At 58.1% G+C, this 12702-nt stretch carries 10 protein-coding genes; 7 read left to right on the top strand and 3 right to left on the bottom strand.

The genetic code is table 11. From position 1 onward, the window contains the following. The first annotated feature begins 118 nt into the window (after positions 1 to 118). On the top strand, positions 119 to 1270 hold the full coding sequence (gene macA / locus ACODS3_RS07275) for a macrolide transporter subunit MacA (protein ID WP_201017069.1): 1152 nt from the start codon (positions 119 to 121) through the stop codon (positions 1268 to 1270). Positions 1271 to 1272: 2 nt separating this feature from the next. After that, the gene (locus ACODS3_RS07270) at positions 1273 to 3279 is read left to right on the top strand and encodes a MacB family efflux pump subunit (protein ID WP_201017070.1); all 2007 of its coding nucleotides are present in this window, start codon (positions 1273 to 1275) and stop codon (positions 3277 to 3279) included. 29 nt (positions 3280 to 3308) lie between these two features. On the opposite strand, the gene ACODS3_RS07265 is transcribed toward ACODS3_RS07270, so the two are convergent. Next, complete coding sequence (locus ACODS3_RS07265) at positions 3309 to 3977, bottom strand: LuxR C-terminal-related transcriptional regulator (RefSeq protein WP_489033899.1); 669 nt, start codon at positions 3975 to 3977, stop codon at positions 3309 to 3311. Positions 3978 to 4452: 475 nt separating this feature from the next. Next, positions 4453 to 5040 carry a TetR/AcrR family transcriptional regulator gene (locus ACODS3_RS07260; RefSeq protein ID WP_201017071.1) on the bottom strand — a complete coding sequence of 196 codons (588 nt, stop codon included), beginning with the start codon at positions 5038 to 5040 and terminating at the stop codon, positions 4453 to 4455. 96 nt (positions 5041 to 5136) lie between these two features. On the opposite strand from ACODS3_RS07260, the gene ACODS3_RS07255 reads away from it, so the two are divergent. Continuing rightward, positions 5137 to 5895, top strand: a complete 759-nt coding sequence (locus ACODS3_RS07255; protein WP_201017072.1) for an SDR family oxidoreductase — start codon at positions 5137 to 5139, stop codon at positions 5893 to 5895. Positions 5896 to 6070: 175 nt separating this feature from the next. Next, positions 6071 to 7213, top strand: a complete 1143-nt coding sequence (locus tag ACODS3_RS07250; protein ID WP_489033898.1) for an alpha/beta hydrolase — start codon at positions 6071 to 6073, stop codon at positions 7211 to 7213. A gap of 136 nt (positions 7214 to 7349) precedes the next feature. Here ACODS3_RS07250 and ACODS3_RS07245 read toward each other — a convergent pair whose 3' ends face one another. Then, on the bottom strand, positions 7350 to 9566 hold the full coding sequence (locus tag ACODS3_RS07245; protein WP_489033897.1) for a TonB-dependent siderophore receptor: 2217 nt from the start codon (positions 9564 to 9566) through the stop codon (positions 7350 to 7352). Between the two features lie 281 nt (positions 9567 to 9847). On the opposite strand from ACODS3_RS07245, the gene ACODS3_RS07240 reads away from it, so the two are divergent. The 3 genes from ACODS3_RS07240 to ACODS3_RS07230 are packed head-to-tail and all read left to right on the top strand — an operon-like array spanning position 9848 to position 12677. Continuing rightward, complete coding sequence (locus ACODS3_RS07240) at positions 9848 to 10651, top strand: ABC transporter ATP-binding protein (RefSeq protein WP_201000585.1); 804 nt, start codon at positions 9848 to 9850, stop codon at positions 10649 to 10651. After that, positions 10648 to 11631: a FecCD family ABC transporter permease gene (locus ACODS3_RS07235; protein ID WP_201017074.1), complete on the top strand. Its 984-nt coding sequence runs from the start codon at positions 10648 to 10650 to the stop codon at positions 11629 to 11631. Before ACODS3_RS07240 ends, ACODS3_RS07235 begins: the two co-directional genes overlap by 4 nt. Next, complete coding sequence (locus ACODS3_RS07230) at positions 11628 to 12677, top strand: FecCD family ABC transporter permease (RefSeq protein WP_489033896.1); 1050 nt, start codon at positions 11628 to 11630, stop codon at positions 12675 to 12677. Before ACODS3_RS07235 ends, ACODS3_RS07230 begins: the two co-directional genes overlap by 4 nt. Positions 12678 to 12702: the final 25 nt, after the last annotated feature.

The following is a 12702-nucleotide window of genomic DNA, read 5'->3' as shown; positions in this document are numbered from 1 at the left end:
GGCCATGAAGAAAGGAGCTTCCCGCCGATGAGCGCGGGAAGCTGCGCTGCACAGAACACCGAAAAGTCAGTTACCGCCCCGTTTGGTGGGCGCGATCTTCAAGTATCAGTGGGCATCTATGAACAAGTCGAAATTGCGTAAGGTTGGATTGGGTACTGCCCTGGTATTGGTCTTGGGTGCCGTGTTGTATGCAATTGAAGCCCCGGCCAAGCCGCCGACCTATATCACCGCCAGGGTCGAGCGAAGCGACATCGAAAACGCCGTGCTGGCCACAGGTGTGCTGGAGGGCATCAAGCAGGTGGACGTTGGTGCTCAGGTTTCGGGGCAGTTGAAGTCGCTCAAGGTCAAGCTGGGCGATAAGGTCAAGAAGGGCCAGTGGCTGGCTGAAATCGACCCGTTGGTACTGCGCAACACCTTGCGTCAGGCCGAAGTGGACGAGGAAAAGCTACAGGCCGACCGGCTCTCGGCAAGGGCTCAGATGAAACAGGCCAAGCGCCTTTATGATCGCTACAAGGAATTACAGACCGATCAGTCTATTTCCCGTCAGGACTTCGAGAATGCCGAGTCCGACTATGAAGTTCAACAGGCCAACGTCAGTGCGCTGGATGCACAGATCAAAAGCGCCCAGGTGCAGATCGACACGGCCAAGGTCAATCTGGGCTATACCCGCATCGTCGCGCCGATTGATGGCGACGTGGTAGGTATCGTGACCCAGGAAGGCCAGACCGTTATCGCCCAGCAACTTGCGCCGGTACTGCTCAAGCTGGCGGACCTGGACACCATGACCATCAAGGCCCAGGTGTCCGAGGCTGACGTGATTCATATCAGCACGGGTCAGGAGGTCTACTTCACGATTCTGGGTGAAGAGAAACGCTACTACGCCACGCTACGCGGCACCGAGCCTGCGCCGCAGGACTACCTGGAAACCGAAGGCAGTGGTTCGTCATCCAAGCAGAACTCTGCGGTGTTCTATAACGCGCTGTTTGAAGTGCCGAACCTCGATCATCGCCTGCGCATCTCCATGACCGCCCAGGTGCGTATCGTCCTCGACACCGCCAAGAATGCCCTGAGCATGCCGGTGGCCGCGCTGGGCAATCGCGATGCCGAGGGTGCCTATACCGTGCGCGTTCTGGACAAGAGCGGCTTCGCCCAGGAGCGCAAGGTTCAGACCGGGATCAACAATAACGTTCAGGTGGAGATCAAGAACGGGCTCGCCGAAGGTGATCAGGTTGTCATCGCCGATCCGTCAGCGACCGTGGCGGGGTCTTGAGCATGAACCAGAAGGTAGAGGTTGCAGCTCTTCACGAGACGACGATCGATACGGGCAGCCCGATCCTGCACCTGCAAGGTGTGAGCCGCAGTTTCATGGCCGGAGACCGCGAGTTTCTGGCGCTCAAGCACATCGACCTGGCGATTCACGCTGGCGAACTGGTGGCGATCATCGGTGCATCGGGTTCGGGCAAGTCGACCCTGATGAATATCCTCGGCTGTCTGGACCATGCCAGTGGCGGCAGCTACAAGGTCAACGGTCAGGAAACCTGTGACCTCGACGACGAAGAACTGGCCGCGCTGCGCCGTGACCATTTCGGCTTCATTTTCCAGCGTTATCACTTGCTGCCGCACCTGGATGCCGTGCGCAACGTCGAGATTCCGGCTGTGTATGCCGGTAAATCCCAGATTCAACGGCACCAGCGCGCCGAAGAGTTGCTGACGCGCCTTGGGCTCGGCGGGCACCTGTCGCACAGGCCGAGCCAGATGTCCGGTGGTCAGCAGCAGCGGGTGAGTATTGCCCGGGCACTGATGAACGGTGGCCAGGTGATTCTGGCCGACGAACCGACCGGTGCTCTGGATACTGCCAGTGGCAAGGAGGTGATGAACATCCTTCTGGAGTTGCATGCCCTGGGCCATACGGTGATTCTGGTCACCCACGACCCCAAGGTCGCCGCCAACGCCGAGCGGATCATCGAAGTCAGTGACGGCGAGATCATCAGCGACCAGCGCACGGCGCAGAAAGCACAGGCGGCGCCTGAACCCGAGCCGCAATTGCAGCACGGTGCCGCGCCCCGGCGCCTGGGTGTCAGCCTCGGTCTGTTTCGCGAAGCCTTCAACATGGCCTGGATCGCTCTGATCTCGCACCGCATGCGTACCTTGCTGACCATGCTCGGGATCATCATCGGCATCACTTCGGTCGTGTCCATCTCGGCCATTGGCGAAGGGGCCAAGCGCTACGTGCTCAAGGACATCCAGGCCATCGGCAGCAACACCATCGATATCTATGCCGGCAGCAACTTCGGTGACAGCCGGGCCAAGTCCATCGAAACCCTGTTGCCGTCCGACGTCGCGGCGCTCAACCGGATGTATTACATCGACAGCGCTACGCCGGTGGTCGGTCGCAGCATGCTGGTGCGCTATCGCAACATTGACGTCGATGCCCAGCTCAACGGCGTCAGCAACCGGTACTTCCAGGTACGCAATATCCAGTTGGCGGCAGGCATCACCTTCAACGAGCAGGATGCAAGGCGTCAGGCCCAGGTGGTGGTGCTCGATCACAACACTGCGCAGCGGCTGTTCGGGCCGGGTGTGAATCCGTTGGGGAAGGTGATCCTGATCGGCAACCTGCCATGTACGGTGATTGGCGTGACCAGCGATCACAAGAACCTGTTCATCGCCGGTAATACCCTCAATATCTGGATGCCTTACGAGACGGCAGCCGGCCGTGTGCTGGGCCAGCGCCATCTGGACAGCATCAGTGTGCGGGTCAAGGACGGCATGCCGAGCAAGCAGGTGGAAGAAGAGATCAAGGCCCTGATGCTACAGCGTCACGGCACCAAGGACTTCTTCACCAACAACCTCGACAGCGTCATGCAGACGGTTCAGAAGACCAGCCGCTCGCTGACCTTGCTGCTGTCGCTGATTGCGGTGATTTCCCTGGTGGTCGGTGGTATCGGGGTGATGAACATCATGCTGGTGTCGGTGACCGAGCGGACCCGTGAGATCGGTATCCGCATGGCCGTCGGCGCTCGCCAGTCGGATATCCGCCAGCAGTTTCTGGTGGAGGCTGTGATGGTGTGCCTGATTGGCGGGGTAATCGGTATCGCGTTGTCGTACGGGATCGGCTACCTGTTCACGCTGTTCGTCAAACAATGGGAAATGGTGTTCTCACCGGCCTCGATCGTCACCGCCTTTGCCTGTTCGACACTGATTGGCGTGCTGTTCGGCTTTGTACCGGCACGCAATGCGGCAAGGCTTGATCCTATCGAGGCGTTGGCGCGGGATTGATACCCGCGCCCCGGGGTGTTTCCAGGGCCTCAGTTGGCCATGGAAACACCTTCGGATGACGCATACATCCAGCGCATCAGTGAATTGCGTCCGCTGATCCCCAGCTTGACGGCAGCGCGGCGTTGATAGCTGCCCACGGTATTGACCTTGAGTGTCAAACGCTCGGCCTGTTCCAGAGCGGTATGCCCGGCCAGCAGCCCAAGACAGACCTGTGTTTCACGCTCGGACAGCTTCAGGCCGGTTTCGCGCAGGCGTTCGTGGAAACGGTCTTCGAGGCTTTCAGTCTTGTTCGATTCTGCCCTGGAGATAGCGGTCTGCAAGGCATCCACATGCTTGTCCAGAATCGAGAACAGAAATGGCGAAATGTCTTTCAGTCGACGGCGCTCGGCAGCCGAGAAGCAAGGAGAGGGAGGCGCGCGAAAGACGGTGATTCTGCAGCAGTAGCCATCCGACTCCTGCGTTGGGTAAAGATGAACCGAATCGGTGAAAAGTGCGAGGTTTCGCGGTGCGGCTACCGTGTCGTTAAAAACGGCCCGGGTTGGAGAAGGCTGGGATTGCCAAGGTTGTGGCAGCGCGTGGAGGTGCATGGCATCGACGGTGAGCTGGGTATTGATCAGTTCATGGAACGCGCTTGAGAAGTTGCGCGTGCCAATGCAGGCCATGACTCTGCCAATTTTCGGAAATAGTGTATGGGGCATTTTGTCATCCATGATGATGTAGCAGGGACCCGTTTTCGACGCCAATAAAGAGACCTTGGTCACGAATATGTACATGCGCGATTGCCTGTATATACATTTTCAGGTAGTGCCATGTCATTTTTTTCTGTTACACCAGATGTAATGAAATGGCTTAAATCGATGAACTCTATTCCTTTTAAATCAATGCCTTGAAGGATTTATCTAAGAGCGTATAGAGATTTTTACGAGCAGGCTTTAGGTTCTATTTTGTACGCATCCTGTTACATATTCTCGACTTTTGCAGGGTATACGTGAGGATATGCAGGCCGGATAAAAACGGCGCACAAAGGGTTGGGCGCCGATTGCCAATTGGGTGACCAGCTTCAGATTTACAGCGATTCCCTGGTCAGATGGCGGGGATCTGGCCAATGCCTATGGCGCCCATGAAAAGGATCCAGGACAGGGCAAGCCATGTCCCCGGCAGGACCTTTATGCCTCAGATGTCCTGCTCGTTTGCGCGTCCGGCACGAAGGCCATCCATCACCAGGTCCATCAATCTTGCCAAGCGTACACGCCATTCGCCACGGGAATCGATTTGCCATATGCCAGCGATTGCTAAAAAGAAGTCATCGGTAGTCACGCCTGCCCGGATCGTACCGGCCTCTGTATTGGCGCGCAGCAGCAGGTCCGCTGCGGCTTCTACCGTGGCATACCCCGATTTTCCCTGACATGCCAAAGCTGCGGAGGCTTGCTGCAATGCTGTCGCCAGCCCGGCCTTGGTCATCGCATATTCGGCCAGGCAATCCATCCACTCTCTGAGAGCCTGTGCCGGAGGTTTTTCGGCAAGTAGCTGCTCAGCCAGAGAAGCTACTTGCTGCATTTCGTGCTGATACACCTCAAATACCAGGTCTTCTCTGGTGGGAAAGTGGCGATAAAAAGTGGCTTGCCCAACTCCGGCCTTTTTAGCGATGGCGGTAAGCGGAACAGTTGGGGAGAGCGTCAGCTCTACAACGGCAATCTTCAGTATGCGTTCTCTGTTTTGCTTCGCGTCGGCACGCTTGGGCAGTTCGGCTTCAGGGGCCACTGATTAATCCTTCATGTTGTTGCAAAGCGGACAACTGTCCGGTAGCTTGCATTAAGCGGACAATTGTCCGATTGCGTAATGACTCTGGAGCTTACTATGAATAGTACGGGTAACACGATTCTGATCACGGGCGGTACCTCTGGCATAGGCCTTGGCCTGGCTCTCGGGCTTCACAATGCAGGTAACAAAGTGATCATTGCCGGGCGGCGCAAGGAGTTGCTGGACGAGGTCGTACTGCAAAACCCGGGGATCGAGGCCATTGTGCTGGATGTTACCGACCCGGACTCCATTTTAAGCGCAGCCGAAGCTCTGGCGACCAGCCATCCTGATCTTAATGTTCTTATCAACAACGCAGGGGTCATGTACTGGGAAGACATTACCAACCCGCAAGACCTGAGCATCGCTGAAAATATTGTCGTCACCAATTTGCTGGGCACCATCAGGATGGTGTACGCACTGCTTGCGCAACTGACCCAGCGACCTGAGGCGACTATCGTTAATGTCAGTTCAGCCCTGGCGTTTGTGCCACTGCCTGCAACACCTACTTATAGTGCGACAAAAGCTGCCATTCACTCATTCACCCAAAGTCTGCGGGTGCAACTGGCAGATACGGCAGTCGAAGTACTCGAGCTGGCACCGCCAGGTGTACGGACCACATTGCTTGGGCAGGAAAACGATGAGCGCGCCATGCCGCTGGATGAGTTCCTGAACGAGGCATTCGATTTGCTTGGCAGAACCCCGACTCCCCCGGAAATCATTGTCGAGCGCGCCATGCCTCTGCGCCTTGCCGAAGCGAACGGCTCTTTCGATGACGTGCTGAAAATGCTCTCCCATATCAAATCACCGGCAGAATAAACTACCCGATTGAATGGAAGGGTGCGATGGCAGCCCTCGCTTGTGAGGAGGGCTGACTGTCGAGTCTATCGATCAGTTGAGAAGTGATGCGAAGGAATGATCGTTGATGTTTTCAGTACGGATCGGGGGTAGGGCAGTGGTGCGGCAGTCAATCATGGTCAGGATCGTGGCAAGCATGGCGTTTCTGGCTCTGGCTACAGGATGCACCCGTCAGCCAGAGGCTGAAACGGCCATGACGCACCACGCGAGTTTTCAGGCGTATCTGCAAGACACCCGGCAGGAGATTAGCGAGCGGCGTCTCTTCCAGACCGAAAGCCGTGACAATGAACTGGTATGGAACGCGCCTTTCGAGATTCGCCCAGCTACTCCGTCCGGCAAGGCGTTGCTTCTGCTGCACGGATTGGGTGATTCACCCTGGTCATTCGTGGATGTTGCCCAGGATTTCGCCGATCAGGGATATGTCGTGCGGGTTGCGTTGCTGCCCGGGCATGGCACCCGGCCTGAAGACCTGATCGATATTCATCTGGAAGAATGGCAGCAACTGGTGCAGGAACAGGTCGCATTGCTGCGACAGGAGTTCCCGGAAGTCTACCTGGGAGGGTTCTCGACCGGTGCCAATCTGGCGCTCGCCTATGCCATGAAGGATCCTGGCATCAGTGGTCTGGTGCTGTTCTCACCGGCTATACGCTCCAGTGCCACCTTCGATTGGGTGACGCCATGGCTGGCCCATGTCAGGACCTGGCTCGTCGCGCCTGACGGGACGCGCCCGCAGCAATCACCGGTACGCTATTACAACGTGCCCACCAACGGCTTCGCTCAGTTCTACCGCAGCAGCGTGGCGGTTCGCAGCTTTATAGAGCATGAAAACTTCGACCGGCCCGTGGCCATTGTCCTGAGTGAAAAGGATTCAGTGGTCGACGTGCAGTATGTGCGAGAGCTATTCAGCAGCCGCTTTACAAACCCCGCCAGCCGGTTGATCTGGTATGGCCAGGAAAAGGCAGGCGCACCGGACTCATCACGCATCCTGACCCGCACGGACCGACTTGCAGATGAACGTATCAGCCAGTTTTCACACATGGGCATCCTGTTCTCGCCGCAAAACGCGCTTTACGGCCGATCAGGAAAACTGCGTTTCTGCTGGAACAGCCTGAATACCAGGGATGTTGCGCGCTGTGAGGCAGGAGAAGAGGTGTGGTATTCCGAGTGGGGCTATCGTGAGCCGGGCAAGGTGCATGCACGGCTGACTTACAACCCGTACTTTGCGTGGCAATCGCAGGTTATCCGAGGTGTGCTGGAGGCCGCGAAGCCGAAGGGGTAGGAGCTTGCCGGGTTAAGGTGCACACAATTCGTAGGAGGCAGCTTGCTGGCGAAAAGGCCTGAAACCGGCAGATATTCTGCGTCTGTACGCTGAAGTCGCCAGCAAGCTGCCTCCCACAAAGTGATTTATGGGTTTTTTACCACCTGAAATTGACGGAAGTCACCAGTTCGCGCTCATCGCCGTAGCGGCAAATCGCAAACTCGCAGTAGGTGTACTTTTTATTGGTCACGTTGTTTGCACTGAGGGAAACGTCCCAGTTCTTGTCGATCTGGTAGCTGGCCATGGCGTCGAACAGGAAGTAAGCCGGCATCTGCGATTCGATACCCGAAGCCTGGGTTGTGCCCTTGTAGCGGGCACCGCCACCAATCTTCAATTGCGGCAGGCCGAGCAGGGCGAAGTTATAGTCGGTCCACAATGCAGCCTGGTGGTACGGCGTATCTTCGCTGCGCTGGCCAACTTCCCCCGGGACCGAGCTTTCGGTAATGCGTGCATCGGTGTAGGCATAGGTGGCAATGACGCTTAGTTGCGGCGTCACATCGGCCTTGGCTTCCAGCTCCAGTCCGCGGGAACGCTGTTCGCCCGTCTGCGAAGAAACGTTATTGACAGTCTTCAGCACGTTTTTCTGGGTCAGCTCATAGACAGCGGCACTCAACAGGATATTGCTGCCAGGGGGCTGATAGCGAATACCGATCTCATACTGCTTGCCTTCGGTCGGCTCGAAGCTCTGGGTAGGAGCATCCGCCACCGCTACCGGGAAGAACGACTCGCTGTAGCTGATGTATGGAGCCAGGCCGTTATCTGCCTGGTACACCAGGCCGGCGCGCCATGTGGTTGATTCGTCTGACTGGTGCCGTTTCTGGCCGTTGGCAAAAGCTTTCTGGTCCTGGTTGGCCCAGTCGTGGCGACCACCGAGTAGCAGCAGCCAGTGATCGTCAAACTTGATCTGGTCTTGCAGATAGACTCCGGTCTGCAGGGTATCGATCTGTGAGCCACGTTCAAGGGCCAGCGCCTTGTTCACTACCACCGGCTGCCCATAGTTGTAGGTGGCAAGATTCAAAGAGGGCGCGTTGCCCCTGAAGTTATGCGAGTCATAAGATGCATCATAGGTGTCGGCACCAATCAGAAAGGTGTTTTCCACACCGCCGATGTTCCAGCGTGCTTCGACGTTGGTATCGCTGGCCAAGGCTCTGGAGCGCTCGTGACGGTCGCTGTACTGGCGAGTCAGCAAGCCATTTCTGGCAGCAGAATTGACCGCCGCTATTGCTGCGGCGTTATTGTTCGGGACCTGCAAGTACTTCCACTTCATCTCCGCTTCGTAATAACGCAGCTTGTTGCTGATGCGGATGTTGTCGTTGAAGTTATGCTCGAACTCATAACCGATGGCGGACATTTCGCCATTCATGTCGTCGTAGCCGGGCTCGCCGATGAAGTCGTGACGGCCAATGGTAAAGGGGCCGTTGCCGAGGCCTTTGACGAGCTGGTAAGGCAGCGGCGCGGAGAAGCGCGTGTCGCTTTTCTGGTGGAAAGCCAGCAAGGTCAGCGACGTGTCTTCATTGGGACGCCAGGTCAGGGCCGGAGCAATGTAGAGCTTGTCATCATTGATATGGTCCTGCTGAGTGCCACTGTCGCGTTGCAACAGGGTCAGGCGATAGCTGAGGGTATCGCTGTCGCCAAGCGGGCCGCTGAAGTCGGCTGTCAGTTGCTTGCGGTCGTTGTTGCCATATTGCAGGCCCAATTCATGAAGCGGGGTATCGGTCGGGCGCTTGCTGACACCGTTGACGAATCCGCCTGGTGACAACTGGCCGTACAGGACCGAGGCCGCGCCACGGATCACTTCCACACGCTCAAGGCCGTAGGGTTCCTGGACGCCGTCGTAGGAGTTGTTCTGCAGGCGCATGCCGTCACGCAGCGAACCGCCAGTAGCAGACTCTACGTCGAAACCGCGAATACGGAAGCGGTCGGACGTGCGGTTGAAGCTCGAAGGCTGGCTGGTGAACCCCGGCGTGTAGCTCAGCACATCGGCCAGGGTGTCGGACTTGCGGTCGCGGATTTCATCGGCAGTCACTACGGACAACGACTGCGGTGTTTCGGTTATGGCCGCATTGGTCTTGGTGGCGCTGGTATTGCGCAGGGCAACCTTGCCGGCCAGCGGAGCCGTCGGGTTCTCCTGGGTGTCGGCGTTGATGTTGATATTGGTGAGCTGAACTGCGTTGCTGTCGGAGGTTTCATCCGCCGCGATTGCCTGCGCCGAGATGACGCTGCTCAAAGCCAATGCCAGGGTAGTCAGGTGAAACACAGGAGGGCGTCGTGTGTAATGTTTTTCGGTGCTAGCTGTTGTTTTTCTTTCGAGCATCGAGAGAGTCCTTGGATTTGCAGTGTGGCTTGTGGAATAGCTATATATGCCCTGGATCCTGTGTTGTCAGGCGCTCAACCGGGCTGGTGTCAACTGGCCGTACTTTATCTGTAAATGATAAGGTTTTGCATTAAGATTGTTACAAAGACACAGATTTATTTCATTTTCGATACATTCTGTGGCCCACTTATGCCCCTCATAGCCTGACGGGACAAAAAAACGATGCAGGGCATTGCTCGATGAGTGATTCGATTAGCCCTCTCCCGAGTGGAGAGAAGGCCATGCTGAAAGCCACCGGAGTGCGGTTGAGCTATGGCGAGCAGCAGATTCTCAACGGCGTCAGCCTGGACATCCCCGAAGGCCGTTTCACGGCGCTGATCGGTGCCAATGGATGTGGCAAGACCACCTTGCTCAATGTACTGGCGCATATGCTGCGCCCGAGCGCTGGCGAGGTTCAGGTGTCCGGCAAACCGCTGCGCCAGTATTCGCGTCGGGCGCTGGCACAACAGATGGCATTGCTGCCCCAGCGTGCAACATCACCCGCGGGCATGAGTGTGCGTGAGCTGGTCATGCAAGGCCGTTTCCCCTGGCAGAGCTGGTGGCGCCAATGGTCCGAGCAGGATCAGCAGGCCATTGACCGCGCCATTGAACTGACTGGTATCAAGCCTTTGCTTGATCGCTCGCTCGCAACCCTGTCGGGCGGACAGTTGCAGCGTTGCTGGATTGCCATGACCCTGGCCCAGGACACTCCGGTGATTCTGCTGGACGAGCCGACCACCTTCCTCGATATCGCGCACCAGATCACGCTGCTTGAGCTGCTGGTGGACCTTCGCGAGCAAGGCAAGACCATCGTGGCCGTGCTGCATGACCTGAACCAGGCTGCGCGTTACGCCGATCATCTGGTGATGATGCGTGAAGGTCACTTGCTGGCCCAGGGCGCGCCTGCCGAGGTGTTCACCCGGGAAAACCTCAAGGCGGTCTTCGATCTGGATGCACATATCATCACCGACCCTTATTCCGGTGACCTGTTGTGCGTTCCGCAATCGAGTCGAAGCAAGCCGCTGACTGTGCGGGAGGCGATGTGAGTCACGGCTTGCGATTGCCTGTCTGGCTGGGTTTGTTGATGGCAATTGCCCTTGCAGCGCTGCTTCATCTGGCGGTCGGCGCAAAAAGCATTCCCTGGCACGAGACCTGGCAGGCACTGGTTGCCTATGCGCCGGGCAACCCGGACCACAGCGTCATTCGTGGCAGCCGTCTGCCGCGTTTGCTGGTCGCGCTGTTGGTGGGCGCCAGTCTTGGGCTTGCCGGCACCATCATGCAGGCGGTCGGCGATAACCCGTTGGCCGACCCCGGGATTCTCGGTATCAATAGCGGTGCTGCGCTGTTCGTGGTGTTCGGGCTGCTGGTGATGCCGGGCAACGATTTGTCGATGATCCCGTTATTTGCCTTTGCCGGTGCGCTGACGGCTGCCATCGGCGTTCTGCTATTGGCGGGCAGGGGCCACAACCCGATTCGACTGACGCTGTCGGGGGCCATGATTGCGGCGCTGTTCAGTGCAGTCACTTCAATTCTGTTACTGCTCGATCAGCAGGGCCTCGACAGTCTGCGCCGCTGGCTTACCGGTTCAATCGGCGTGACTGGCGGCACGATGCAGGCCTGGGTCTGGCCCTATGTCTTGCTGGGCATGTTCCTGTGTCTGATCAACGTGCGAGCCTTGAATGCTCATCGCCTGGGGCCGCAGGCTGCTGCGGGCATGGGCGTCAATCTATTGAAGATGCGCGTGTTCGGGCTGGCCTCGGTGGTCTTGTTGTCCGGGTGTGCCGTGGCGCTGGCAGGGCCTATCGGGTTTGTCGGGTTGGTAGTGCCGCATGCGGCACGCCTGCTGTTTGGCGATGACTATCGTCGGCTGCTACTGGCAGCGCCTTTGCTTGGTGCGCTGCTGCTGATTCTGGCGGACATCGCAGCTCGCACCGTGGTCAGCCCGTTCGAGCTCAATACCGGCATCGTGACCGCGCTGATCGGCGGCCCCGTTTTTGTCATCCTGGTGTTGAGGAAGGTCAAATGAGGCGCGCCGGACTGACCCTGCCCAGATCCTTGCCGTTGCTGCCCTGGATTGCCCGGCCCATCGACCTGATTTCTGTGCTGGTGCTGACATGTGCCGTCATTGGGCTGGCGCTGTACGCACTGACCGTGGGCAGTTTTTCCCTGAGTGTCGCCCAGGCCTGGCAAGCATTGCTGGCACCCGAGGAGGCCAGCCCGACAGTACGCAATCTGCTCTGGGAGCTGCGATTGCCCCGTGTGGTACTGGCGATCCTGGCCGGTGCGGCCATGTCACTGGCCGGTCTGTTGATGCAATCGCTGACCCGCAACCCGCTGGCGGCACCCGGTCTGGTGGGTGTGGAGTCGGGTGCCAGCGTCACCATGCTGCTGATCATTGTGCTCTGGCCCGGGCTTCTGCCGCTGGAGCTGTATCCATTGGCAGCACTGGCAGGCGGTCTGGCCGTGGCGTTCTTTGTTGCGCTGCTGTCCTGGCGCCAGGGCATCTCGCCGTTGCGTCTGATTCTGGTCGGCGTGGGGCTTACTGCCATGCTCAGTGCCGTCGCCGATCTGCTGATCACTTACGGCAATATCGATCAGGTGGAGTCGGCCCTGATGTGGCTGGGCGGCAGTCTGCATCGGGCCGGTTGGGCGCAGGTCAACAGCCTTGGGCTCTGGTTATTGCTGGCGGGTGTGCCGTTGTTGTTCTGCCATCGGCAGTTGAACCTGCTGCAACTGGGCGAAAAGGTTGCGCTCAGCAGAGGCTTGAATGTCACGGGCGTCATGATTGCCTTGCTACTGTGCAGCGTCATGCTGACGGCGGCGGCAGTGGCGAATGTCGGCACCATGACGTTTGTCGGTCTGGTGGCTCCGCATCTGGCGCGGCAACTGGCAGGTGATCGCCATGGGGCATTGATGCCTTTGTCGGCGCTGTTCGGAGCGCTGCTGGTGCTGGCCGGCGACACGCTGGGAAGGGGCGTTTTCCCGCCCTTGCAGTTGCCGGCAGGGCTGGTGGTCGCAATCATCGGTGCGCCTTATCTGATTGTTCTATTGGCGCGTCAGCGCAATCGCTAAAAACAAATACTTTGGGGGTAAGCGC

It is taken from the genome of Pseudomonas sp. FG43, assembly GCF_057809175.1.
Note: the sequence above shows the minus strand (reverse complement) of the source record. Positions and strands in the feature narration are given on the sequence as shown.

Bases quoted from the DNA above. Each gene is read 5' to 3' on its own strand.
- ACODS3_RS07245 (WP_489033897.1), bottom strand. From the start codon at position 9,566: ATGCTCGAAAGAAAAACAACAGCTAGCACCGAAAAACATTACACACGA.
- ACODS3_RS07250 (WP_489033898.1), top strand. From the start codon at position 6,071: ATGGCGTTTCTGGCTCTGGCTACAGGATGCACCCGTCAGCCAGAGGCT.
- ACODS3_RS07265 (WP_489033899.1), bottom strand. From the start codon at position 3,977: ATGCCCCATACACTATTTCCGAAAATTGGCAGAGTCATGGCCTGCATT.
- ACODS3_RS07270 (WP_201017070.1), top strand. From the start codon at position 1,273: ATGAACCAGAAGGTAGAGGTTGCAGCTCTTCACGAGACGACGATCGAT.
- macA (WP_201017069.1), top strand. From the start codon at position 119: ATGAACAAGTCGAAATTGCGTAAGGTTGGATTGGGTACTGCCCTGGTA.
- ACODS3_RS07255 (WP_201017072.1), top strand. From the start codon at position 5,137: ATGAATAGTACGGGTAACACGATTCTGATCACGGGCGGTACCTCTGGC.
- ACODS3_RS07230 (WP_489033896.1), top strand. From the start codon at position 11,628: ATGAGGCGCGCCGGACTGACCCTGCCCAGATCCTTGCCGTTGCTGCCC.
- ACODS3_RS07240 (WP_201000585.1), top strand. From the start codon at position 9,848: ATGCTGAAAGCCACCGGAGTGCGGTTGAGCTATGGCGAGCAGCAGATT.